This window comes from Shimwellia blattae DSM 4481 = NBRC 105725, assembly GCF_000262305.1.
Classification (GTDB): Bacteria; Pseudomonadota; Gammaproteobacteria; order Enterobacterales; family Enterobacteriaceae; genus Shimwellia; species Shimwellia blattae.
The window spans coordinates 818,351-842,290 of sequence record NC_017910.1 but is presented as its reverse complement, the minus strand read 5'-3'; the positions used below and the strand labels follow the sequence as shown (position 1 = coordinate 842,290).

At 59.0% G+C, this 23,940-nt stretch carries 17 protein-coding genes and 3 tRNA genes; 10 read left to right on the top strand and 10 right to left on the bottom strand.

Annotated elements, in window-relative coordinates; translation table 11 throughout:
• Positions 1-99 precede the first annotated feature (99 nt).
• From ppnN to xni, 4 genes are all read left to right on the top strand, one after another.
• The gene (ppnN, locus tag EBL_RS03960; RefSeq protein ID WP_002442380.1) at positions 100-1,464 is read left to right on the top strand and encodes a nucleotide 5'-monophosphate nucleosidase PpnN; all 1,365 of its coding nucleotides are present in this window, start codon (positions 100-102) and stop codon (positions 1,462-1,464) included.
• 446 nt (positions 1,465-1,910) lie between these two features.
• Positions 1,911-3,200 (top strand): HAAAP family serine/threonine permease, encoded by a 1,290-nt coding sequence (locus EBL_RS03955; protein WP_002442378.1) that lies wholly within the window; start codon positions 1,911-1,913, stop codon positions 3,198-3,200.
• 131 nt (positions 3,201-3,331) lie between these two features.
• A complete protein-coding gene (locus tag EBL_RS03950; RefSeq protein WP_002442376.1) occupies positions 3,332-4,699 on the top strand; it encodes an L-serine ammonia-lyase in 1,368 nt (455 codons plus the stop codon).
• Between the two features lie 84 nt (positions 4,700-4,783).
• Positions 4,784-5,548: a flap endonuclease Xni gene (gene xni / locus EBL_RS03945; protein WP_002442373.1), complete on the top strand. Its 765-nt coding sequence runs from the start codon at positions 4,784-4,786 to the stop codon at positions 5,546-5,548.
• Positions 5,549-5,591: 43 nt separating this feature from the next.
• Here the strand turns inward: xni and rlmM are convergent, their stop codons facing one another.
• From rlmM to EBL_RS20445, 4 genes are read right to left on the bottom strand one after another with little or no spacing between them, the layout of a single operon-like run.
• A complete protein-coding gene (rlmM, locus tag EBL_RS03940) occupies positions 5,592-6,692 on the bottom strand; it encodes a 23S rRNA (cytidine(2498)-2'-O)-methyltransferase RlmM (protein WP_002442371.1) in 1,101 nt (366 codons plus the stop codon).
• Positions 6,685-7,080 carry a DUF423 domain-containing protein gene (locus tag EBL_RS03935; protein ID WP_002442369.1) on the bottom strand — a complete coding sequence of 132 codons (396 nt, stop codon included), beginning with the start codon at positions 7,078-7,080 and terminating at the stop codon, positions 6,685-6,687. Before EBL_RS03935 ends, rlmM begins: the two co-directional genes overlap by 8 nt.
• 44 nt (positions 7,081-7,124) lie before the next feature.
• A complete protein-coding gene (locus EBL_RS03930) occupies positions 7,125-8,042 on the bottom strand; it encodes a transcriptional regulator GcvA (protein WP_002442367.1) in 918 nt (305 codons plus the stop codon).
• A gap of 53 nt (positions 8,043-8,095) precedes the next feature.
• The gene (locus EBL_RS20445) at positions 8,096-8,413 is read right to left on the bottom strand and encodes a hypothetical protein (RefSeq protein ID WP_126298243.1); all 318 of its coding nucleotides are present in this window, start codon (positions 8,411-8,413) and stop codon (positions 8,096-8,098) included.
• Positions 8,414-8,547: 134 nt separating this feature from the next.
• On the opposite strand from EBL_RS20445, the gene csdA reads away from it, so the two are divergent.
• Together csdA and csdE are read left to right on the top strand one after the other, a co-directional pair.
• A complete protein-coding gene (gene csdA, locus EBL_RS03925) occupies positions 8,548-9,753 on the top strand; it encodes a cysteine desulfurase CsdA (RefSeq protein WP_002442365.1) in 1,206 nt (401 codons plus the stop codon).
• 4 nt (positions 9,754-9,757) lie between these two features.
• Positions 9,758-10,186, top strand: a complete 429-nt coding sequence (gene csdE / locus EBL_RS03920) for a cysteine desulfurase sulfur acceptor subunit CsdE (RefSeq protein ID WP_002442363.1) — start codon at positions 9,758-9,760, stop codon at positions 10,184-10,186.
• On the opposite strand, the gene tcdA is transcribed toward csdE, so the two are convergent.
• Both tcdA and mltA read right to left on the bottom strand, forming a co-directional pair.
• Complete coding sequence (gene tcdA / locus EBL_RS03915; RefSeq protein WP_002442361.1) at positions 10,187-10,996, bottom strand: tRNA cyclic N6-threonylcarbamoyladenosine(37) synthase TcdA; 810 nt, start codon at positions 10,994-10,996, stop codon at positions 10,187-10,189.
• Positions 10,997-11,074: 78 nt separating this feature from the next.
• Positions 11,075-12,175, bottom strand: a complete 1,101-nt coding sequence (gene mltA, locus EBL_RS03910) for a murein transglycosylase A (protein WP_002442359.1) — start codon at positions 12,173-12,175, stop codon at positions 11,075-11,077.
• 207 nt (positions 12,176-12,382) lie between these two features.
• Here mltA and EBL_RS03905 point away from each other — a divergent pair.
• The 3 genes from EBL_RS03905 (at position 12,383) to EBL_RS03895 (ending at position 12,693) form a co-directional block, all read left to right on the top strand.
• Positions 12,383-12,459 (top strand) — tRNA-Met (locus EBL_RS03905).
• Positions 12,460-12,504: 45 nt separating this feature from the next.
• Positions 12,505-12,581, top strand: a tRNA-Met gene (locus EBL_RS03900).
• 35 nt (positions 12,582-12,616) lie between these two features.
• Positions 12,617-12,693: transfer RNA gene (locus tag EBL_RS03895), tRNA-Met, on the top strand.
• An 80-nt stretch (positions 12,694-12,773) separates the two neighbouring features.
• Here EBL_RS03895 and amiC read toward each other — a convergent pair.
• Positions 12,774-14,021, bottom strand: coding sequence for an N-acetylmuramoyl-L-alanine amidase AmiC (gene amiC / locus EBL_RS03890; RefSeq protein WP_014715848.1), 1,248 nt, complete (start codon positions 14,019-14,021; stop codon positions 12,774-12,776).
• Between the two features lie 233 nt (positions 14,022-14,254).
• Here amiC and argA point away from each other — a divergent pair, with 233 nt between their 5' ends.
• Positions 14,255-15,586 carry an amino-acid N-acetyltransferase gene (gene argA / locus EBL_RS03885; protein WP_002442355.1) on the top strand — a complete coding sequence of 444 codons (1,332 nt, stop codon included), beginning with the start codon at positions 14,255-14,257 and terminating at the stop codon, positions 15,584-15,586.
• A gap of 32 nt (positions 15,587-15,618) precedes the next feature.
• On the opposite strand, the gene recD is transcribed toward argA, so the two are convergent.
• From recD to ptrA, 3 genes are read right to left on the bottom strand one after another with little or no spacing between them, the layout of a single operon-like run.
• Positions 15,619-17,466, bottom strand: coding sequence for an exodeoxyribonuclease V subunit alpha (recD, locus tag EBL_RS03880; protein ID WP_002442351.1), 1,848 nt, complete (start codon positions 17,464-17,466; stop codon positions 15,619-15,621).
• Positions 17,463-21,023 carry an exodeoxyribonuclease V subunit beta gene (recB, locus tag EBL_RS03875; protein ID WP_002442349.1) on the bottom strand — a complete coding sequence of 1,187 codons (3,561 nt, stop codon included), beginning with the start codon at positions 21,021-21,023 and terminating at the stop codon, positions 17,463-17,465. The genes recD and recB overlap by 4 nt, the downstream gene beginning before the upstream one ends.
• Positions 21,020-23,908, bottom strand: a complete 2,889-nt coding sequence (gene ptrA, locus EBL_RS03870; protein ID WP_002442347.1) for a pitrilysin — start codon at positions 23,906-23,908, stop codon at positions 21,020-21,022. Before ptrA ends, recB begins: the two co-directional genes overlap by 4 nt.
• Positions 23,909-23,940 lie beyond the last annotated feature (32 nt).

The window sequence follows — 23,940 nt, the reverse complement described above, 5'->3', positions numbered from 1 at the left end:
GCATTAACAAAGATTATTCACCTTCGCCGGTTGTGAAATCCGGGAAGCCAGGGCTATTGTAACCACGGTGGCGGTCATTTCGCTTCATAAGGAGTTAACTTGATTACACATATTAGCCCGCTAGGCTCAATGGATATGCTGTCGCAGCTGGAAGTGGACATGCTTAAGCGCACGGCCAGCAGCGATCTGTACCAACTGTTTCGTAACTGCTCACTGGCCGTGCTTAACTCCGGTAGCCAGACCGATAACAGTAAAGAACTGCTTTCCCGCTTTGAAAACTTCGACATTAACGTTCTGCGCCGCGAGCGCGGGGTGAAACTGGAGCTGATTAACCCGCCGGAGGACGCCTTCGTTGACGGGCGAATCATCCGCTCGCTGCAGGCTAACCTGTTCGCCGTATTACGCGATATTTTGTTTGTCAGCGGGCAGCTCTCGATTGCGGAGCGCTTTCAGCGCCTGGATACTGAAGATTCAGCCCATATCACCAACCTGGTGTTCTCTATTCTGCGTAACGCCCGGGCCCTGCATGTGGGCGAGGCCCCGAATATGGTGGTCTGCTGGGGCGGGCACTCCATTAACGAAAATGAATACCTGTATGCCCGCAGTGTCGGGAACCAGCTGGGCCTGCGGGAGCTGAATATCTGCACCGGCTGTGGCCCGGGGGTTATGGAAGCCCCGATGAAAGGCGCCGCCGTCGGCCATGCCCAGCAGCGCTATAAAGAAGGCCGCTTTATTGGCCTTACCGAGCCGTCTATCATCGCCGCAGAGCCGCCTAACCCGCTGGTTAACGAGCTGATTATCATGCCGGACATTGAAAAACGCCTTGAGGCGTTTGTCCGGATTGCCCACGGGATTATTATCTTCCCCGGCGGGGTGGGAACCGCAGAAGAGCTGCTCTATCTGCTGGGTATTCTGATGACCCCCCACAACCGGGATCAGCTGCTGCCGCTGATTCTGACCGGCCCGAAAGAGAGCGCGGACTACTTCCGGGTGCTGGATGACTTTGTGGTCAGCACGCTGGGTGAAAAGGCCCGTCGCCATTACAAAATTATTATCGACAACCCGGTGGAAGTGGCCCGCCAGATGAAAAAAGCCATGCCCCAGGTGAAAGAGAACCGCCGCGAAACCGGCGACGCCTACAGCTTTAACTGGTCTATCCGGATTGCTCAGGATCTGCAAATGCCCTTTGAGCCCACCCATGACAATATGGCGAACCTCAATCTGCATATGGATCAGCCCGCAGAACAGCTGGCGGCAGCGCTGCGCCGGGCCTTCTCCGGCATTGTGGCGGGTAACGTCAAAGAGGTGGGGATCCACGCCATTGAGAAATATGGCCCCTACAAAATCCACGGCGATGCCAGCATTATGCAGCGTATGGATGAGCTGCTTCAGGGATTTGTGGTCCAGCACCGCATGAAGCTCCCCGGTAGCGCCTATATTCCCTGTTACGAAATCTGCCGTTAATCTGTCGTTAATCTCCCGGGTGGCCTGTGGGCCACCCTTTTTCTGCCCGCAAATGATTTGGCACTATTCAGAAAAAACTCACCATAAATTTCCATAAATAGCGCAGTAACTACCGCAAATTGGCTATTTTTTAGCCATACACCCGCAGGTAATAACAAAACAATCTTATGTATCTTCTGTGTTGCAACGGTAATCAGCAAGATATAAATATGTAACACGCCCCATCCAGCAGATAAAACCACCATATTTCCCATTAATGGCCGAATGATGCAATTGGGATCATGATCACTGATACATTGATTGTATAAATGTATCTTTCTTACTCGAAATATGACGGGGAAAATTACAAGAATCCTGTCTTACATAGAACAACATTTTATTGTCTTTCGATTTGACGTCGTAATTGACTATAAACCTGGCTACTACCATCCTCCCTGGAGATGTTCATGGATACTACTCAAACCACTACAATGCCACAGGCTGGAAGCTCCAGCGCGTGGCGTAAGTCCGACACCATGTGGATGCTGGGACTCTACGGTACTGCAATCGGTGCCGGTGTCCTGTTCCTGCCGATTAACGCCGGTGTTGGTGGCATGATCCCGCTGATCATCATGGCCATCATCGCGTTCCCGATGACCTTCTTCGCACACCGCGGTCTGACCCGTTTTGTGCTGTCCGGTAAAAACCCGGGCGAAGATATTACTGAAGTCGTAGAAGAGCACTTCGGTGTTGGCGCAGGTAAACTCATCACCCTGCTCTACTTCTTCGCTATCTACCCGATTCTGCTGGTATACAGTGTGGCTATCACAAACACCGTAGACAGCTTCCTGACTCACCAGCTGGGCATGGCATCGCCGCCGCGCGCTATCCTGTCTCTGGTGCTGATTGTCGGGATGATGACCATCGTGCGCTTCGGTGAGAAGATGATCGTTAAAGCGATGAGCGTGCTGGTGTTCCCGTTTGTTGCTGCCCTGATGGTGCTGGCTTGCTACCTGATCCCGCAGTGGAACGGTGCAGCGCTGGAAACCCTGTCCTTCAGCAGCGCCTCTGCAACCGGTAACGGCCTGTGGATGACCCTGTGGCTGGCGATTCCGGTAATGGTGTTCTCTTTCAACCACTCTCCGATCATCTCTTCCTTCGCGGTAGCGAAACGTGAAGAGTACGGTGAAGGCGCTGAGAAAAAATGCTCCCGCATCCTGGCTTATGCACACATCATGATGGTGCTGACAGTAATGTTCTTCGTATTCAGCTGCGTACTGAGCCTGTCTCCGGCAGACCTGGCAGAAGCGAAAGCACAGAACATCTCGATTCTGTCTTACCTGGCTAACCACTTTAACGCACCGGTTATCGCCTGGATGGCACCGATTATCGCGATGATCGCTATCACCAAATCCTTCCTCGGCCACTATCTGGGTGCCCGCGAAGGCTTCAACGGGATGGTTATCAAATCCCTGCGTGGTAAAGGTAAAACCATTGAAACTAACCGCCTGAACAAAATTACTGCTCTGTTCATGCTGGTGACCACCTGGATTGTTGCCACCCTGAACCCGAGCATCCTCGGTATGATTGAAACCCTGGGTGGCCCGGTTATCGCCTGCATCCTGTTCCTGATGCCGATGTACGCGATTCAGAAAGTACCGGCGATGCGCAAATACAGCGGCCATATCAGTAACGTATTCGTCACTATCATGGGCCTGATTGCCATCTCTGCAATCTTCTACTCTCTGTTCAGCTAAGACCTGACGCGCCACCGCAAGGCGGTGGCGCCCTCAGCCCCCGGAGCCGATTCCCCTGGCTGCGATACCCGCAACGCCGCACCCAGCAGAATAAGTTCCAGTTACTGACTAACCCACTCAACGGACACCATATGATTAGCGTATTCGATATTTTCAAAATCGGTATCGGGCCTTCCAGTTCCCATACGGTGGGGCCGATGAAAGCAGGTAAACAATTCACTGACGACCTGATAGCCCAGGGGAAATTGTTTGATACCACACGTGTTGTGGTCGATGTTTACGGCTCCCTGTCGTTAACCGGCAAAGGCCACCATACTGATATCGCCATCATTATGGGCCTTGCGGGTAACCTGCCGGACACGGTAGATATTGATGCCATTCCGCACTTTATTCAGGACGTGAATACCCACGGGCGCCTGCTGCTGGCTAACGGCCAGCACGAAGTGGATTTCCCGGTGGACACCAGCATGAATTTCCATGCGGATAACCTCTCCCTGCACGAAAACGGCATGCGCATTACCGCGCTGGCAGGCGACAAGGTGCTCTACAGCCAGACTTACTACTCCATCGGCGGCGGGTTTATTGTCGATGAAGAACACTTCGGCCAGCAGGATGAATCCCCGGTTAGCGTACCTTACCCGTACAAAAATGCGGCGGATCTGCGCGAACACTGCCGTAAAACCGGCCTGTCCCTTTCCGGCCTGGTAATGCAAAACGAACTGGCGCTGCACAGCAAAGAAGAGCTGGAAGCGCACCTGATGAACGTCTGGGGCGTGATGCGTGCCGGTATTGAGCGCGGCATTAACACCGAAGGTGTTCTGCCGGGCAAAATGCGTGTACCGCGCCGCGCCGCTGCCCTGCGCCGGATGCTGGTCAGCAGCGACAAAATGACCACAGACCCGATGGCGGTAGTGGACTGGATCAACATGTTTGCCCTGGCGGTAAACGAGGAGAACGCCGCAGGCGGGCGCGTGGTTACCGCACCGACAAACGGCGCCTGCGGGATTATCCCGGCGGTACTGGCTTACTACGATAAGTTTATCCGCGAGGTGAACACCAACTCCATTACCCGTTACCTGCTGGTAGCCAGCGCCATTGGCTCCCTGTACAAGATGAATGCGTCAATCTCCGGTGCTGAAGTAGGCTGCCAGGGGGAAGTGGGCGTGGCCTGCTCAATGGCCGCAGCGGCGCTGACTGAACTGCTGGGCGGTAGCCCGGATCAGGTCTGCATCGCGGCAGAAATCGGCATGGAGCATAACCTCGGTCTGACCTGCGACCCGGTTGCCGGCCAGGTTCAGGTGCCGTGCATTGAGCGTAACGCCATTGCTGCGGTAAAAGCCGTTAACGCAGCCCGTATGGCACTGCGCCGCACCAGCGAACCGCGCGTATGCCTGGATAAAGTTATCGAAACCATGTACGAAACCGGCAAGGATATGAACGCCAAATACCGCGAAACCTCCCGCGGCGGTCTGGCGATGAAAATCGTCGCCTGCGACTGACAGCCCACACCATACCGGCCAGCCATGGCCGGTATTCCCCTTTTCGTGTTATGGTTGCCCCTCACCCATAAACGACCGTAGTCCATGACCGTTCACCTCCTGATTGTCGATGCCCTGAACCTTATCCGCCGGATCCACGCGGTACAGGGATCTCCCTGCGCCACAACCTGCCTGCACGCTCTGGAACAGCTGATTGTTCACAGCCAGCCGACCCACGCGGTGGCGGTGTTTGACGACGAAGCGCGCCGGGAGGGCTGGCGCCACCAGTTGCTCGCCGATTACAAAGCGGGGCGCCCGCCCATGCCGGACACGCTGGCGGACGAGCTGCCCGCCCTGCGCGCCGCCTTTGAAGCGCGCGGTGTGCCCTGCTGGTTTTCCGCCGGTAACGAGGCCGACGATCTGGCCGCCACCCTGGCGGTAAAAGTGGCCCGGGCCGGGCACCTGTCCACGATTGTCTCGACCGATAAAGGCTTCTGCCAGCTACTCTCGCCGGGGGTACAAATTCGCGACTACTTCCAGAAACGCTGGCTGGACGCCCCGTTTATTGCCGCAGAATACGGGGTTGAACCGGCACAGTTGCCGGATTTCTGGGGGCTTGCGGGGATCAGCAGCAGCAAAATTCCCGGGGTCGCGGGGATTGGCCCGAAGAGCGCCGCCCGGTTAATTAACCAGTTCGGCACGCTGGAGTCCCTCTACCAGGCGCTGGATACGGTGCCTGAAAAGTGGCGGCGCAAACTCAGCGAACACCAGCAAATGGCGCTCACCTGCCGCCAGGTCTCGCGCCTGCAAACGGATCTAACGCTCGACGGTAATTTACAGCAGCTGCGCCTTCCGGTGCGCGGAGCCTGAACGGCAGACAAAAAAATGGCCCCGCAGGGCCATGATTTCGTCTTTAGCGCTCGTCGCGCCGGCCGCCCACTGCCGCCCAGATGCGCCGCACGTGCACGCTTATCTCTTCGCGATCGTGGTACAGCTGGCGGGCCTGGATCTGGGCGTTGATTCCGTTCTCCTCCATGCGCGCCTGGATATTAGCCAGGATCCCGGAGACCTCCTCATAGCGCTTTTTCATCGGCAGTTTGAGGTTAAAAATGGTCTCCCGGCACCAGCCGTTTACCAGCCACTCGGTCATCAGCGCCGCCACTTTGGCAGGCTTCTCGACCATGTCGCACACCATCCACGAGATATTGTTACGGTTCGGACGGTAGCGGAAGCCATCTTCGCGCAGCCAGGTTACCTGGCCGGTATCCATCAGGCTCTGGGCCATCGGGCCGTTATCCACCGAGTAGACCCACATATTGCGTTTCACCAGCTGATAGGTCCAGCCGCCGGGGCAGGCGCCCAGATCCACTGCATACATGCCGTTAGCCAGCCGCTCGTCCCACTCGTCGGCAGGAATAAAAACGTGAAATGCCTCTTCCAGCTTCAGGGTGGAACGGCTGGGCGCCTCGGCGGGAAACTTCAGCCGGGGTATGCCCATATAAAACGGCGAGTTATTATCACTTAGCGAATAGCCCACATAGCAGCAGCCCGGGGCAATAAAGAACACATGGACCACCGGGCGCTTGCGGCTTTCATAATTAGCCAGCACGTTAACGTTACGCAGCGCGGCGCGCAGCGGCACGGTAAACTTGCGGCAGAACTTCATCAGCTCTTTGCTTTCATTGGTGTCTGCCACTTCCACCCGCAGCTCACCGCCCTTCTCCACCACGCCCTGCAACATGCCGCAGATGGGCGTGATGCGATCTTCCGGCGGCAAATCTTTCAGTAATTCGCAGGCGGCAAACATCTGGCGGGCAAAAATCAGCGAGGAAAACGGCAAATCGTGAATGATTTTTTCCGCATCACCGGGCTGGTAACACTCAAAAATCACATAACCGGAACTCTCTTTTACCCGGGCAAAACCAAAGACATTCATCTGCCCGGCTTTGTCGGTTATCTCCGCCGCGCACTCTTTTTCAAAGCCCGGACGGCAATACAAAACAACCTTATTCATGAACCACACCCCGGCGTTTCAGACGAATAGCGCCGATCAACATTAATATCCAGCCCGCCAGAAAACTGACGCCCCCCACCGGGGTGACAAACGCCCAGAGCCGTAAATGGGACAACGCCAGGCAGTACAGACTGCCGCTGAACAGCACCGTGCCCAGCGCCAGGAAAACGCTACTCCAGTAAAACCAGATGCTGATACGGCGCTGCATTGCCACCGATAACCCCAGAATAGCCAGCGTGTGGAAAGCCTGATACTCCAGACCCGTCTGGATCCAGCCCATCTCCACAACCCCTAATGATTTACTCAGCACATGGGCGCCAAACGCGCCCAGGGCGACAAAAATGAACCCGCTTATGGCGGCAAAAATCAGCATAAAACGGCTGGTCATGATCAAACCTTCAGGTCAGGCGCACCGGCAGGTGCGCAGAGTCATTATTGTTCGTAGCGAAAGCGGAACTTCTCTTGTTCACTGGCCGCTTTCGCCAGGATCCATTTTCGAAAAGCGGCTATTTTACCCAGTTCTGCCTGGCTGTCATGGCAAACCAGATAAAATGCATTTTTACTTACCAGAACATCGTTAAACGGGCACACCAGGCGCCCGGCTTCAATTTCCGTCTGGGCCATCACGTTGTTCGCCAGGGCCACCCCCTGGCCGTGAATGGCCGCCTGCAACACCATGGCGCTGTGGCTGAATATGGGCCCCTGCTGCACGTTGATCTGGCTTAGCCCCAGCTGGCGGGTGTAGGTCTGCCAGTCCCGGCGCGAGGCATCATGCAGCAGCGTGTGTTTTGCGAGGTCCGCCGGGGTTTTCAACGGGCGATCCCCGGTCAGCAACAGCGGGGAGCACACCGGCAGCAAATATTCGGTATACAGCTTTTCTACCCGCAGCCCGGGCCAGTTGCCCCGCCCATAGAAGATAGCCACATCCACATCGTCAGCCAGTTTATCTTCCTGGCGGTCAACGGCCTGGATACGCACATCAATTCCCGGCCAGTCCTGGTTAAAACTGGTCAGCCGTGGCACCAGCCACTGAATGGCAAAACTGGGCAGCATACTGACCGTAAGCGCCCCTTTCGCGCTGCGCGCCTGTAGTTTACGCGTAGCGTCCGTCAGTTGAGAAAAAATTTCTTTAATATCCAGGAAATAACTTTGCCCTTCTTCGGTCAGCAGTAAAGAGCGATTGCGGCGCCGGAACAGTTTTAACCCGAGGAAATCTTCCAGCGATTTGATCTGGTGGCTGACAGCAGCCTGGGTCACGAACAGTTCTTCGGCTGCCTTAGTAAAACTAAGGTGACGGGCGGCAGAGTCAAACGCCCGTAATGCATTCAGAGGCGGTAATCTTTTGGACATGGTAACCGGCGTAATGTTAAAAAAATTCACAAAAATACTAAAGGATTAACCTATTAGTTTTTTTTATCTGAGCCATTATAATTTGTCCATTGAGGATGCACCAGCAAATACCTATAGTGGCGCCACTTCCTGAGCCGGAACGAAAAGTGTTTTGGAATTGATGTTCTGAAAGGCTTTTGGCTTACGGTTGTGATGTTGTGTTGTTGTGTTTGCAAATTGGTCTGCAATTCAGACCCCGGTAGCGACGCTACCATATTTTCACTTCCTGTACATTTACCCTGTCTGTCCATAGTGATTAGTGTAGCACCGCCGGTTGCGGTGCTTTTTTTTGCCCCCTCCCGCTCAGCAACCGCCGCCAGCAGCCCCGTCACGGCACCGCAGCCTTAGCATTAAATGCTATATTTTTAGCCATGCCCCCGCAGAATGAAACATTTATTCAACACCCCTGGTTCTTGTACTCCCCGGCTAAATAGTTCACCATCCTGCGCTAAAGACGAGGACGACCATGAATGCATTTTCCCCGGCGCACTTCCGTAGCCAGTTTCCCGCCCTGTCAGGCGCGGAGAGCTATCTGGACAGCGCCGCCACCACCCTGAAACCAGAGCCGGTGATTGCGGCAATACATCAGTATTACAGCAGCGCATCCGGCAGCGTACACCGCAGCCAGTCCCGGCAGGCCCGCCTGCTGACGGACCATTTCGAATCCGCACGCGCAAGTGTCGCCCGGCTGCTCCGTGCCCCGCACCCGGAAGATATTGTCTGGACCAGCGGCACCACCGAGGCGCTGAACATCGTGGCCCGCTGCTATGTTCAGCCCCGCCTGGCCCCGGGTGATGAGCTTATCGTCAGCGAGGCAGAGCACCACGCCAACCTGGTCCCCTGGCTGATGGTCGCCCGGCAGTGTGGCGCAAACGTCATCAAACTGCCGCTGAACGCACAGCATCTGCCGGATCTTGACCAGCTCCCGGCACTGCTCACCCCCCGCACCCGCGTGCTGGCCCTGGGGCAGATGTCCAACGTGACCGGCGGTGCGCCGGACCTGGCCCGGGCAATAAGTCTGGCTCATGCGAGCGGCGCTATCGTGGTTGTGGATGGTGCCCAGGGAATTGCCCATACGGCGGTGGATGTTAACGCCCTGGACATCGATTTTTACGCCTTTTCCGCCCACAAGCTGTATGGCCCCACCGGCACCGGTGCCCTGTACGGGCGCCGGGAACTGCTCCGGGAGATGTCCCCCTGGCTCGGGGGCGGGAAAATGGTGAAACAGGTCAGCTTCTCAGGCTTTACCGTGCAGGATGCCCCCTGGGGGCTGGAGGCAGGCACCCCCAATATTGCCGGAGTGATTGGCCTTAACGCGGCGCTGGAATGGCTGGAGACCGTAGACCGGCCGCAGGCAGAGCACTATACCCGGGGTCTTGCCACCCAGGCAGAAGCGCTACTGTCCCGGCGCCCCGGCTTTCGCAGCTACCGCAGCCAGGACGCCAGCCTGCTGGCCTTTAATTTTGACGGGGTGCATTACGGGGATCTCGCCACCCTGCTGGCCGAATCCGGCGTAACGCTGCGCGCCGGGCAGCACTGCGCCCAGCCCCTGCTGGCCGCCCTCGGGGTCAGCGGCACACTGCGCGCCTCGTTTGCGCCCTATAATACGGCTGATGATGTCACCCGCCTGGTGGGGAGCATCGATCTGGCCCTCGATTTACTACTGGATTAACACCATGACCACCGAGCACCCCTTTGGCACCGATATTAGCGCCGGGCAACTGACAGAACAGTTCGCCCGCGCCCGACAGTGGGAAGAGAAATACCGCCTGCTTATCCAGCTGGGGAAAAAGCTGCCCCCGCTGGCAGAGCAGTATAAAACCCCGGAGACGGAAATCTCCGGCTGTGAAAACCGGGTATGGCTTGGTTATTCCCGCCAGGCCGACGGGCGGTTCCATTTTTATGGTGACAGCGAAGGCCGCATTGTCCGCGGCCTGCTGGCGGTGCTGCTTACCGCCGTGGAGGGAAAAACCGCCCGGGAATTAGCCACCACCGATCCGGGGGCGCTGTTTACTGCCCTGGGGCTGCACAGCCAGTTAAGCGCCTCCCGCAGTCAGGGGCTGGAAGCGCTGATCCAGGCCGTAAAACGCGCAGCCCGGGCCTAGTCAGCCCTGCTGCCGGGCAGCCCTGGCCTGCATTTTCTTCAGCACGTGGGAAACGGCCACAAAACCAAAGCTGGCGGTAACCATGGTCGCCGCCCCGAAACCGGAGGCGCAGTCCATCCGTTTTGGCCCCTCGGCGGTGCTTTTGGCGGCACACACAGTGCCGTCTGTCTGGGGGTAGACCAGCGCTTCGGTTGAGAAGACGCAATCGACCCCCAGCTTCCCTTTGCTGTTTTTTACCACGCCAAAATCCTGCTTCAGGCGCTCGCGCACTTTTGCCGCCAGCGGATCCTGGATAGTTTTGGCAAGATCAGCCACCTGGATTTGGGTCGGATCAATCTGGCCCCCGGCCCCGCCGGTGGTCACCAGGGGCACCTTGTTGCGCCGACACCAGGCGATCAGCGCCGCTTTCGGGCGCACGCTGTCAATGGCATCAATCACGTAGCTGTAGCCCCTGCCCATATACTCCGCCACGTTATCTGCGGTGACAAAATCATCAATAATGGTCACCGCACACTCGGGGTTGATGTCCCGGATCCGGGCGGCCATCACTTCCGCTTTCGCCAGCCCGACATTGCCGCGCAGGGCGTGGATCTGGCGGTTGGTGTTGGTGATGCACACATCGTCCATATCAATGAGTGTGATCGCGCCAATACCGGTGCGGGCCAGCGCTTCTGCCGCCCAGGAGCCCACCCCGCCAATGCCCACCACACACACGTGAGCCTGTGCAAACAGGGGTAATGCGTCGGCGCCATATAAACGCGCCGTTCCGCCGAAACGCTGCATCCAGCCGTCAGAGAGCACCACAGACATGGAAATACCTCAGATAAACAGAATAAAAAACGGGCTGATTATACAGCCCGCTGTTCAGGAAGTGGAGCCACGCGGCATTTAGCCGCTAAACACACTGGTCCCGGTGCCCGGTGCTGTTTTCAGCACCCAGACCCGGCCATAGTGGTTATACCAGCCCGCCCGGTGACCGGCTTCCGCGCCAATCCCCTGGTAGATATCAAAGTGCTGGCCTTTAATTGCCCCGCCCACATCCAGGGCCACCATCACGCGCAGCTCATACTGGCCGGTAAATTTCCCGCTGTTATCCAGCAAGGGCACTTCGGTGAGCAACGTGGTCCCGGCAGGAATAATACTGCGATCAGAGGCCACCGACGCCCGGCCAATCAGCGGCACGGCGCTGGCCCCTTTCACGGGCGCAAAAGACTGGGGTTTAAAGAACACAAAAGAGGGGTTCTGCTCCAGCAGCTCCTGCACCTGGGCTTCGCTGTGGGTTTCGCCCCAGTGGCGGATGGCCTGCATCGACATATCTTCGCGCTTCACTTCACCGCGATCGATAAGCACCTTACCAATACTGCGGTAAGCGTGGCCGTTTTTCCCGCCGTAGCTGAAGAAGTTCAGCGGCGAGCCGTCGCCAAAGTCGATATAGCCGCTGCCCTGAACATCCATAATAAAGTTGTCCATCAGCGAATTACTGTAGGCCAGTACGTAGCTGTCGCTCAGCGCCCCGGCGTAAATCTCCGCCCGGGAGGGTAACCGGCCCCGTTTTGGCGGCATGCGGTAAATCGGGTACTGGAACTCGCCCTGACGGGTGTGGCGCGCCTGGATAACCGGCGTGTAGTAACCGGTAAACTGGACGTTGCCGTAGTTATCTGCCCCCTGCATCTGCCAGGCATCCAGACCATACTGGCGCAGCATGCGGGTATCGCCACCGGCCCGCAGCCAGCTCTCTACCGCGTTGTAGACATTGCTCTGGTTGTTATATAAGCGGGGAGAGGCACTGCGAATGGCGCTTATCTGTCTGGAGAAGTCGCCGCCGTTGATGGGCGCCCCCTGGGCGTCCGGCTGGTTGACCAGCGAGAACGGCTGGGTAAATTTGCCTTCATTATACTGCTGACCGCGATCGGTCGGTTTTGACGAACAGGCGGCCAGAATCGCTATCATGGCGCCTGTCAGGGTGAATTTAAGCCAACGTTTATTCATTACATCATGTCCTGGATTCATGCGTGCTGCCGGGCGAAGATAGCAAACCCCACCGGGGAAGAAAATCGCTTTACAAGATCTGCGGCCACAATTGCGCATCCGGGCCCGGTAGCGGTTACTGATTGAGCGAAAAATGTAAAAGATATCAATTTGTTTAAAAAAAAGGTTGTATCACAGCGCCAGCAGAGTATAGTGCGCATCCACGGACGCGGGGTGGAGCAGCCTGGTAGCTCGTCGGGCTCATAACCCGAAGGTCGTCGGTTCAAATCCGGCCCCCGCAACCAATTAAAGAAAGTAAGAAAATAAGCAGTAACAGTAAGTCGTACGGACGCGGGGTGGAGCAGCCTGGTAGCTCGTCGGGCTCATAACCCGAAGGTCGTCGGTTCAAATCCGGCCCCCGCAACCAATATCAACGCCTACTGTGAAAAGCCATTATACGGACGCGGGGTGGAGCAGCCTGGTAGCTCGTCGGGCTCATAACCCGAAGGTCGTCGGTTCAAATCCGGCCCCCGCAACCAACATTGAGAACACCCTGACGGGTGTTTTTTTGTTTCTGGCTCCCTGTATTTCTCCTTCCGGCAGCGGGCCTTAGCGGCCCCTACCCGCGTCTGGCCAGTGCGCCGTGCTCATAAAAATACGCCTTGATCCCGGCCAGAATAGATTCCGCCACCTGCTGCTGGAACACCGCCGTGCGTAACCGGCGCTCCTCTGCCACATTACTGATAAAGGCCGTCTCCACCAGGATAGAGGGAATATCCGGCGCCTTAAGCACCGCAAACCCCGCCTGGTCCACCCGGTTCTTATGCAGCTTATTAATGCGCCCCAGATGGCCCAGCACCTCTTTACCAAATTTCAGGCTGTCGTTAATGGTCAGGGACTGGACCATATCAAACATGGTGTGGTCCAGATAGCGATCGCCGCTTTTACTCACCCCGCCAATTAAGTCCGCCGCGTTCTGGGTCCGGGCCAGATACTTCGCGGCGGTACTGGTGGCCCCTTTAGTAGACAGCGCAAAAACCGAAGAGCCGCGCGCTGAACGATCAGTAAACGCATCCGCATGGATAGAGACAAACAGATCTGCCCGCTGCTTCTGGGCCTTCGCCACCCGCACTTTGAGGGGGATAAAAACATCCTCGTTGCGGGTCATATAGGCTTTCATATTGGGCTGGCGCTCAATCAGAGTGCGCAGGCGGCGGGCAATCTGGAGCACCACATCTTTTTCCCGGGTATGGTGCTTACCAATGGCCCCGGGATCTTCACCGCCATGGCCCGGATCCAGCATGATCACGATAGGCCGGTCGCGCCCGGCCCTGCCGGGCTTGGGCCCTTCTGCGGGCACTTTTTTCTCCAGCTGGCCGTTGTTGTAATCTTCCAGCAGCGCCAGCAGCGGATCCTGATCGTTATTAGTATTGGCCGGGTAGAGATCCATCACCGTGCGCTCTTTAAACTCCGCCACAGGCGCCAGCGCAAACAGGTGCGGCGTGACATTCTGTTTTAATTCAAACACCAGGCGCACGGTTTTCGGATCAAACTGCCCGACCCGGGCAGATTTAATAAACGGATCGTCAGACCGGATCAGGTTATCCAGCCCTTTGAGTACCGCATTCAGGTGCACGCCTTCCAGATCCACCACCACCCGCTCCGGGTTGCTGAGCGCAAACTGGCGATACCTGAGCTGGCGGTTAGACTCCAGGGTTACCCGCGTATATGTAGACGACGGCCAGACGCGCACAGCAATCACCTGGCTGCTGGCGGCAAAGCCCGCCTTACTCACGCTGAGTAATAACATCGCTCCTGCCCCCTGGAGCAACTGACGACGACTGATAGCTGAAGGGGTGTCTGACATACTTCTCCTGAATACCGGCGTGCAACAATAAATATCAAAACGGAAATTTTGGTCAAAAACTTTAACCAAACCGGCGGACAGTGTCACCTTAAAAACAGTAAACATTCACATACCATCAGCCCCGGCAACGCCAGATTAATTCATCACCTGGTGAAAAATCACACTTGCACTCATGGCAAAAACAGAATAAAAATACACTTTATTCGAATAATAATTCATTGAGGGGTGATAGTGTGGTGAAGGAGCGTAAGACCGAACTGGTGCAGGGATTCCGCCATTCAGTTCCCTATATAAATGCCCACCGGGGCAAAACCTTCGTGATTATGCTCGGCGGAGAGGCCATTGAGCATGAGAACTTCGCCAGTATCGTCAGCGATATCGGCCTGCTGCATAGCCTGGGGATCCGCCTGGTGGTGGTCTATGGCGCCCGCCCCCAGATTGACGCCAACCTGGCAGCCCACCACCATGAACCGTTGTACCACAAGCATATCCGGGTGACCGACACCAGAACGCTGGATCTGGTGAAGCAGGCCGCTGGCCTGCTGCAACTGGATATCACCGCGCGGCTCTCCATGAGCCTTAACAATACCCCGTTACAGGGGGCGCATATTAATGTGGTGAGCGGAAACTTTATTATCGCCCAGCCCCTCGGGGTTGATGACGGGGTGGACTATTGCCACAGCGGGCGCATCCGCCGTATCGACGAAGAGGCTATCCATCGCCAGCTGGATAACGGCGCGATTGTCCTGCTGGGGCCGGTGGCGGTTTCAGTCACCGGGGAGAGCTTTAACCTCACCTCCGAAGAGGTTGCCACCCAGCTGGCTATCAAGCTGAAAGCCGAAAAGCTGATTGGCTTTTGCTCCGTACAGGGGGTCGAAGACAACGCGGGGAATATTGTGCCGGAGCTGTTCCCGGGCGATGCCCAGGCCAAAGTGGAGCAGCTGGAAGCCAGCGGCGACTATAATTCCGGCACGGTGCGCTTTCTGCGCGGGGCGGTGAAAGCCTGCCGCAGCGGGGTACGCCGCAGCCACCTGCTGAGTTATCAGGATGACGGTGCCCTGGTGCAGGAGCTCTTCTCCCGCGACGGTATCGGCACCCAGATAGTGATGGAAAGCGCCGAGCAGATCCGCCGGGCCACCATTAATGACATTGGCGGGATCCTCGAGCTGATAACCCCTCTGGAGCAGCAGGGCATTCTGGTGCGTCGCTCCCGGGAACAGCTGGAGATGGAAATCGATAAATTCACTATTATTCAGCGCGATAACACCACCATCGCCTGTGCCGCGCTCTACCCGTTCCCGGAAGAGAAAATCGGCGAAATGGCCTGTGTGGCGGTGCATCCGGACTACCGCAGCTCGTCCCGGGGGGAGCTGCTGCTGGAGCGTATCGCAAACCAGGCGAAGCAGTCCGGGCTGGATAAGCTGTTTGTGCTGACCACCCGCAGTATTCACTGGTTCCAGGAGCGGGGCTTCACCCCGGTGGATATTGAACTGCTGCCGGAAAGCAAAAAGCAGATGTACAACTACCAGCGGCGCTCCAAAGTGCTGATGGCAGACCTCAGCTAAGCGCCCGGCGGCCAGCACCACGGGCCGCCGGTTTACCCTCCGGGCTCTGCGGCCCTGAACCACTCAGCCAGCCCGCTGCGCCGCTCGGTGCCGGTCTGAATCGCCCGCACCAGCAGGCGGGTATCGCTGTACAACGACAACTGCCGCTTCGCCCGGGTTATCGCCGTGTAGACCAGCTCGCGGCTGACCACCGGCACCAGCCGGTCCGGCAGCACCAGGGCTGCGTGATCAAACTCCGACCCCTGAGATTTATGCACCGTCATCGCCCAGGCCGTTTCATGGGCCGGTAAGCGGCCCGGCAGTACCGACTTAATCGCCCCGTCCGGCATCCGGAACCAGACCCGCAGCCCCTGCTCTGTGGCCAGGGTGATACCGATATCGCCATTAAACAGCCCCAGTGCGCTGTCATTACGGCTAATCATCACCGGGCGGCCGTGATACCAGCGCCCGCCACCGGTGGGGGCGCTCAGCAACTGGCGGCGAAACAGCGCCTGCTCCAGGCGCTCATTCAGGCCGCTGACGCCAAATGGCCCTTCGCGCAGGGCGCACAGCAGGCGAAACTGACCAAACGCCTCCAGCACCGCACCGGGCTCCGCCCCTGTGGTAAGCCCGTTAAGGTAATCCCCGTAGCCCGCCACCGCCTGCCGGATCATCTGGTTATAGTCGTCACTCTCCTGCAGTACCTGGTGGCAGATATCCGTATACCCGGCGGCCAGCACCTGGCGCACCCCGGCGGTGTCGCTCTGGTTAACGGCGCTGGCAAGCCGCCCGATGCCGGAGTCACTGCCAAAACGGTAACTTTTGCGCAGCAGGCACAGGCAGTCGCGCAGCGCCGCCCCCTGCTCACCCGGGCCCGGCTCCAGGGTATACCCGGTGATTCTCCCGAGCTCTGCGGCCCGCCCGGCGGTGTAGCCCTCTGCCGCCCAGGCGCAGATATCCCCCAGCACCGCCCCGGCCTCCACCGACGCCAGCTGATCCCTGTCGCCGAGGAAAATCACCCGGGCATGTGCCGGTAATGCGGCAATCAGCCGCGCCATCATGGGGAGATCCACCATCGAGGCTTCGTCCACCACCAGCACATCCAGATGCAGCGGGTTACCCTCGTGGTAGCGAAAACGCTGGCTGCCCGGCTGGGCCCCCAGCAGGCGATGCAAAGTACCCGCATCCGCAGGCAGGCTGGCACGCTGGGCTTCACTGAGCGGCAGCTGGCGCAGCGCACCGCCCAGCGATTCGGTTAACCGGGCGGCGGCTTTACCGGTCGGGGCGGCCAGGCGGATCCGCAGCGGCCCGTCCGCCAGCTGAACCATCGCGGCTAACAGTTTTGCCACCGTGGTGGTTTTGCCGGTTCCCGGCCCGCCGGAAATCACCGCAATGCGCCGGGTCAGGGCCACGGCGGCGGCCACTTTCTGCCAGTCGGTGTCGGGCTGAGGGGCAAACAGCTTATCCAGCACCCCGGCCAGCGCCTGCGGATCCACCGCCAGCGCCTGGTTTTGTTCGGCGAAAAACTGCGCCACCCGGCGCTCGTACTGCCACATCCGGTTAAGATAGAGCCGCCCGGCGTGCAGTTTTAGCGGGGTGGCCTCCTCCCCCTGGCTCACGGCGGGCGAATCCAGCAGCTGTTGCTGCCAGTCTTCCGGCTGCCCGGCGGCCTGGAAAAGTGCCTCCACCAGCGGGCGCTGGGCCCCGGCGTCGATATGGTCCGGGGCCAGGCGCGCCAGCGGTACACAGACATGCCCTTCCCCCGCATCGCGGCTCACCAGGGCGGCGGCCAGCATCAGCGCGGGCTGCTGCTCCCCGGCAATCATCATGGCGAACTGGGCGTCCAGGGCCCGTAACCAGCGGCAGGCGACCGCGTCCTGTAACAGTGCCCGGATGCTCATGGGTTCTCCTTCGGCTGATCCCCGGCAAACAGCGCGTCCAGGGCGTTAACCAGCGCCAGAGAGGGCCGGGCAGTGTAGACGCCCTGACCCACAGAGGCCGGATCCACCCCGCGCAAAAACAGATAGATAACCCCGCCAAAATGGCGCTGATAGTCGTAATCCGCTATCCGGTGGCGCAAAAAGCGGTGCAGCGCCAGGGTATAGAGCTGATACTGCAAATCGTAACGGTGCTCCTGCATGGCGCCCGCCATCGCCTGCGGTGTATAGGCGCTGGCATCTTCCCCCAGCCAGTTGGATTTATAGTCCAGCAGGTAGTAGCGCCCGTTGTGGCGAAACACCAGATCAATAAAGCCTTTCAGCATGCCCTGAACCTGGCGGAAATCCAGCGGCGGGCAGCCCGCAGAGAGCGGATCCCCGGCGCGAATCAACTGGTCAAGCTGGCGGGCCTGTAGCGGCGAGGCAATAGGCAGGTAAAACGCCAGCTCCGCCCGCTTATCTGCCGGTGCCAGCTCCGCCAGGCACAATCCCTGTTCATTAAGCGGGGCGATAAGCAGCTGCTCCAGCCAGTGCATCACCACCGGCTGCCACTGCCCATCGAAGCCGGACTCCAGCAACTGCGCCAGCACCCACTGGGGGTCTGGCGGCTGGGTGAAGTCGAGCGCTTCCAGAAGCCCGTGCAAAAAGGTGCCCGGCGAGGCCCCGCGCGGAAAATGGTGTATAGTCAGCCGGTTTTCCACGCCTGGCGTCTCCTGCACGGCCAGTGCCTCCCCCACGGCGTCTTCATCCAGGCGCGGCACCCAGTCAAGGGCGGCCCGGCGGCCGTGCTGCTGTAGCCCGGAATAACTGGTCACCCGCCAGTTATCCGCCATCTGGCGGCCCGGCTCCCGGGCCGCCAGGGGCGGGCTGTCCGGTTGCGGCGGCTGCCAGGGGGTCTCATCGCCTTCGGCGGTGGGCTGAAGGTGAATATCGTCATCACTCAGGGCCAGCAGCGCCTCAGCCAGTTGCGCTGCATCCATCGCCTGCCCCTGCTGGATAAGCAGCCCGATGGCGCTGTGGTGAAAATCCGTTGCCCCTTTTTTACTGCGGTTGCCGCGAAACAGCGGCGCCACCCCGAGGCTACAGTGCCAGACTGAGCGGGTCAGGGCCACATACAGCAGGCGGAGATCTTCGGCCAGGCGCTCCTCTTCGGCCAGCGCCAGGCTTTGGGTATCATCGGCGGGATCCAGCAGGGTTTCAAAGGTTTGCCGGTCGTGATACAGCCCCCGGGTCTCCTGGCGGTAGCTGGCAATAAACGGCAGCCAGACCAGCGGGTACTCCAGCCCTTTGGATTTATGAATAGTGACCACTTTCACCAGATGCCGGTCGCTTTCCAGGCGCAGTTGCTGGCTGGCGGCGCTGGTATCCGGCTCTTCAATATGCTGAGCCAGCCAGCGCACCAGGGCGTGCTCGCTGTCTGCCCGGGCGGCCGCCTCCTGGAGCAGTTCGCTGATGTGCAGAATATCGGTTAAGCGCCGCTCCCCTGCGGGGCTGGCGAGAATGTTTTCCGCCACATGGCGCTGCGCCAGCAGGGCGCGCATCATCGGCATCACCCCGCGCCGCTGCCAGATCTCCCGGTAGGCGCTAAACTCTTCCACCAGCGCATCCCACTGGCTCTCCTGCTGGCTCAGTGCATCAATAGCCCGCGCATCCAGCCCGAGAATGCTGGTCGCCATGGCGCTGCGCAGCCCCTGCTCATGCTCCGGTGCCAGCACCGCCTGGAGGATCCACAATATCTCCCGGGCTTCCGGGGCCAGAAATACACTGTCCCGGTTAGATAAATAGACAGACTGAATATTCAGCAAGCCCAGCGCATCGCGCACGATGGCCGCCTCGTTACGGCTGCGCACCAGCACCGTGATATCCGATGCCTGCACCGCCCGCGAATCGTTCCCCGACCACAGGCGCGCCTCACCGCGCGCACCGGCACTCAGCCAGTCGCGGATCTCTCTGGCGCACTGGCGGGCCATGATTTGCTGGTACTCACTTACCCCGCAGCCCTCACCCTCTGTGTGCCACAGGGTCATGGCGGGCTGCACGTTGCCGTTGAGGGTAAAACGGTGGCGGTGGTTTTTCTTCGCCGCGCTGACCGGCAGAAATGGGATCTGGCGAAACAAAAACGGGTGTGGCAGCTGGCCAAATAGCCGGTTAACGCTGTGTACCATTCCCGGTGCGGAGCGCCAGTTTGTCTCCAGCGTGTAGTGAGCGGTCACTTCGCTGCGCGCGGTCATATAGGTGAAGATATCCGCCCCGCGAAAGGCATAAATCGCCTGCTTAGGGTCACCTATCAGCAGCAGCGTGGCCGCAGGCTGGTTAAGCCAGATACGGCGAAAGATACGGTATTGCTGGGGGTCCGTATCCTGGAACTCATCAATCATCGCCGCCGGGAAACGGGCCCGGATGGCATCTGCCAGCGCCTCACCGGCGGGCTGGCGCAGGGCATCGTCCAGCCGGCTGAGCATATCGTCAAAGCCCATCTCACCCCGGCGGCGCTTTTCCCGGGCCACGCTATAGCGAATTTCGGCCATCGCCCGGGCAATCACCAGATCCCGCAGGGTGAGCGGCTCGCTGAGGAAGGCATCAATAGCGCTGAACAGCCCATGGCGCGGCGGCTCGCCTTTTTTGGTTTTCTCATCAAGAAACGACTGGGCAAATTTACCCAGCGCCTCCGGCACCTGGTAGTCGGTGGTCTCCCGGGCGGCCCACTCCCCCACCAGGCTGAGCCAGTTGGGTAAGTTACGGCTGCTGAAGCTGCGTTTATCCACCCCGGAATCCGCAATGATCGCGGCAATATCGGGGGCTGCGGCGCGCCACTGCTGTTTGATGGCGTCAATAGTGGCAATAATGCGCGCGTGCCGCTGCGGGAGCGTTTCCCCTTCCGCTGGCGGCTGGCGCAGCCGGGGGGCCTCCCCCTGCAGGTAGCGGTTAATGTCCCGCAGCAGCGCCTGGGGCCCGGACCACTCCGTGCTGATGGCCTGAGCCACCGGCTTGCTAAGCGGGTAACAGTGGCGCCGCCAGAAGTCGGCACAGGCCTGGTAGCGCAGCTGATGCTCATCTTCCAGCAGTTGCTGCTCAAACAGCATGCCGGACTCAAACGCATTGAGGTTCAGCATCCGCTGGCAGAAGCCGTGAATGGTAAAAATTGCCGCTTCGTCCATCTGGCGCTCGGCCAGCAGCAGCACTCTGGCGGCCTGTTCCCGATCGCGAATCTCTTCAAGCAGGCTCAGAAACAAAGGGTTGTCGGACTGGCCGCGCAGGCAGGCGATGCGCAGGGCGTGGATATTGTCGCGAATGCGGCTGCGCAGCTCTTCGGTTGCGGCCTCCGTAAAGGTCACCACCAGCAGCTCTTCCACCCCCAGGGGTCGCGGGTAGGCCGCCTCTCCCCCCAGGCCAAGCAGCAGGCGCAGGTAGAGGGCGGCGATGGTGTAAGTTTTCCCTGTACCGGCAGACGCCTCGATAAGCCTTGCGCCGGTGAGCGGTAAGGTCAGCGGATCAAGGGTCTGCGCGGTTTGTTCGGTCATTGGTTCTCTCTTACCAGGGACATGGATTGCTGAAGTTTGCCAACATCACCGGCTTGCTCCCAGCCCGGGGGCTGGGCAAATTCCTGCTTACCGTTATGGCTGCCGGAAACCTGCGAAAGCACTGCCATCCCCTGCTGCGCGATAACCGCCTGGTGGAAAAAGTCAGCAACGCCCGCCGGTGTGAGCTGTTTTAGCCGGGCGATGACTTTATCACGGGAATCAAAGCGGAGGTTAGCCCGGTCAAAATCCTTACTGTAGCGGATGGCCTCCTGCGCCAGGGTTTGCGGCGGCTGCTGCATCTGGTCAATGACCGCCTGGCGGATCCGGGCAAAGGTTTTTTCATCCATCTCCCTCAGGCGCTGCTCCACCGTCGGGAAAAACGCCTGATAGCGCGCCCATAAATAGGCAGGCTGCTTATCGCTGCTCTGTAGCAGGAATCCCAGCCCCCACTGGCGGCCTATCACCATCGGGAAGGAGAAGACCGCATACCCCAGCTGCTCTTCGGTACGTAAGCGGGTGTAAAACCACGGCTGAATAATCTGCCCCAGCAGCGCAGTGTAGGCGTTGCTGGTATTTTCGTCATACCCGGTGGGAACAAAGACCGCCGCCAGGGCCGAGTCGGTACTGCTGCCGGTGCGGGTAAAGATAACCTTGCGCGGTTTATCTACCAGAATATCTTTATTGCGGCACCATTCGGTGCCCCGGGTGCCCAGCTGCGCATTAATGTCTGCCGCCATCGTCCGGGCCTGCTGCTCGCCCATATTCCCCACGATAAGCCACTCCGGTTTGGCGCCGGTTTTCAGTTTTTCCCGGTAGGCCAGCAGATCCGCCACGGTTATCGAAGGCAGCAGCGCCCGCCGCTCGGGGCGGGAATAGTACGGCACCTGAGAGAGCATCTGGACCGGCATAATCGCCTGATCATAGGCTTTGCCCTTTTCCGCGGAGTCGAGCATCTGCAGATACCAGGATTTTGCCTGCTCCAGCTGGGCGTCCGTCGGCGTGTAGGAGAAGTAACCCTGCAGCAGGGCAGATAACAACGCCGGCAGGTGCTGGGTGTAGCCGTTGGCGTTGATCATCAGCCCGCTATTGGCATTCGACGAGAACGAAATCCCCCCGACGGCAGCCTGGTTGCTAAGCTCATCCAACGCCAGCCCGGCCAGATAGTCATTCAGGGCGAACATCACCTGGTTTTTCGCGCTGTTCATCGCGCCGGGGTTACGCAGCACCACGGTGACATCGGCTTTGGGCTCATCCGCAAAGCGGCCACCGGACATATACAGTACCCGCAGCCCCGGCTCTTTGACCAGCAACTCCGGGTGGGTGTAGGTTTTGCCCGGGGTGGTGAGGGTGAAATCATCAGGAATATAGGGGTTCAGCGCCGGTAACTGTAACTGTATCTGGCCTGCGGCCTGGCGCCATTTTTCCAGGGTGGCGGCCGGGATCTTTTGTGTGGCGTAGGGGGCATTCACAAAATAGGCGGTTTTGTTGTGGGGCTCGTCCGGGCTGATGTACCAGATACGCGCATTTTGCGGGGTCATCATCGCCAGGCGCTCGCCAATGGCTTTGCTGTCGTAGCGGTCGGCAATATTGACCACGTCCAGGGTGTGGGCCACCGGTACGCGGAGCATGGTATCAGCCAGCCACTCTACGTAGTCCATATCGCGGGTAATGGACGGGTAGCGAAAATCCAGATCCAGCACGTGTGCCAGCTCGTCAAAATACTGCTTATCAATGCCCTTCTCACGCAGCATATTCAGGTAGCTGAACACAGCCGCGACCACCTCATCACGCCGGGCCAGCCCCTTGTCAGTCAGGGAGACGGAGATAGCCATAACGCCGCTATTTCCGGTAACGACCGGGTCAGAATCCGCACGCACGCTGTCGGCCAGCCCCTGGGTTTGCAGCCAGTCCGACAGGGTGTCCTTGCTGCGGTTGCCAATCATGTAATTGATAAGCTCGTCCGTTTTGCTGCGAAACTGGGCGCTGTTATTGGCAATGCGGAACTCAATACGCACCATTTTGCGCGGCAGCGCAGGCACATAGTGGATGAGGATGCCTTTCTGGGCCTCCGTCACCACCGGGGTGTCGATTACCGGGCGGCGGATTTTTTTATCCGGAATGCGCCCGTATGTGCGGGCTGCAATAGCGGCTAACTCAGCCAGGGGTTTATTACTGTAGATGACCGCCTTCATCAGCCCGGCGGAGTAGTATTTATCGTGAAATGCCACCAGCGCATCGTGCAGTTTGCTGCCCGGTTTGTCGCGCAGGGTTTCCAGGTTCCCCCCGGAAAAGCGCGAGGCGGGGTGCGCCGGGTTGAGCGTTTCCGCACTCACCTGGGCCATGCGCATCCCGTCCCGGGAGCGGGCCAGGGTCAGCTCCGCGTTCACGGCGTTACGCTCGCGCTCTGCGTAGTCCGGGGACAACACCGGGGTGGCTATCGCATCCGCCAGGCGGTCTACGGCGGGCGCCAGGGCACTGTTTTCCACCTCAAGGTAGAACGCAGTCCGGTACGGGGCGGTGCTGGCGTTGTGGCTGCCACCGTGCATTTTCAGAAACTCAGACAGGCTGTCTGGCTGCGGGTAGTGGCGGGAGCCCATCAGGGTCATGTGCTCCAGGTAATGGGCCAGCCCGAGGTGCGTGTCCGGATCTTCCAGTGACCCCACCGCCACCACCAGCGCCGAGAGGGATTTTACCGCCTGGGGATCGCTGACCAGCAGCACAACCATGCCGTTATCCAGCCGGATGGCCTGATACTGGCGGGGATCCTGATCACTTTTATGAATGGTTTCCTGAAGGGGGGTCCAGGAGGTTTTTGCCTGAATTAATGGCGCCCAGAGGGCGGCTAACAGAAAAATCGACTTCAACCAGGTGCTGCATGTTGGCATTAATAAACCTCACCAGAACAACGGTAACGCGA

What these genes read in the sequence shown, in the direction of transcription:
- EBL_RS03955 (WP_002442378.1), top strand. Translation starts at nt 1,911, where the DNA reads ATGGATACTACTCAAACCACTACAATGCCACAGGCTGGAAGCTCCAGC.
- EBL_RS03950 (WP_002442376.1), top strand. Translation starts at nt 3,332, where the DNA reads ATGATTAGCGTATTCGATATTTTCAAAATCGGTATCGGGCCTTCCAGT.
- xni (WP_002442373.1), top strand. Translation starts at nt 4,784, where the DNA reads ATGACCGTTCACCTCCTGATTGTCGATGCCCTGAACCTTATCCGCCGG.
- rlmM (WP_002442371.1), bottom strand. Translation starts at nt 6,692, where the DNA reads ATGAATAAGGTTGTTTTGTATTGCCGTCCGGGCTTTGAAAAAGAGTGC.
- EBL_RS03935 (WP_002442369.1), bottom strand. Translation starts at nt 7,080, where the DNA reads ATGACCAGCCGTTTTATGCTGATTTTTGCCGCCATAAGCGGGTTCATT.
- EBL_RS03930 (WP_002442367.1), bottom strand. Translation starts at nt 8,042, where the DNA reads ATGTCCAAAAGATTACCGCCTCTGAATGCATTACGGGCGTTTGACTCT.
- csdA (WP_002442365.1), top strand. Translation starts at nt 8,548, where the DNA reads ATGAATGCATTTTCCCCGGCGCACTTCCGTAGCCAGTTTCCCGCCCTG.
- csdE (WP_002442363.1), top strand. Translation starts at nt 9,758, where the DNA reads ATGACCACCGAGCACCCCTTTGGCACCGATATTAGCGCCGGGCAACTG.
- tcdA (WP_002442361.1), bottom strand. Translation starts at nt 10,996, where the DNA reads ATGTCTGTGGTGCTCTCTGACGGCTGGATGCAGCGTTTCGGCGGAACG.
- mltA (WP_002442359.1), bottom strand. Translation starts at nt 12,175, where the DNA reads ATGAATAAACGTTGGCTTAAATTCACCCTGACAGGCGCCATGATAGCG.
- amiC (WP_014715848.1), bottom strand. Translation starts at nt 14,021, where the DNA reads ATGTCAGACACCCCTTCAGCTATCAGTCGTCGTCAGTTGCTCCAGGGG.
- recD (WP_002442351.1), bottom strand. Translation starts at nt 17,466, where the DNA reads ATGAGCATCCGGGCACTGTTACAGGACGCGGTCGCCTGCCGCTGGTTA.
- recB (WP_002442349.1), bottom strand. Translation starts at nt 21,023, where the DNA reads ATGACCGAACAAACCGCGCAGACCCTTGATCCGCTGACCTTACCGCTC.
- ptrA (WP_002442347.1), bottom strand. Translation starts at nt 23,908, where the DNA reads ATGCCAACATGCAGCACCTGGTTGAAGTCGATTTTTCTGTTAGCCGCC.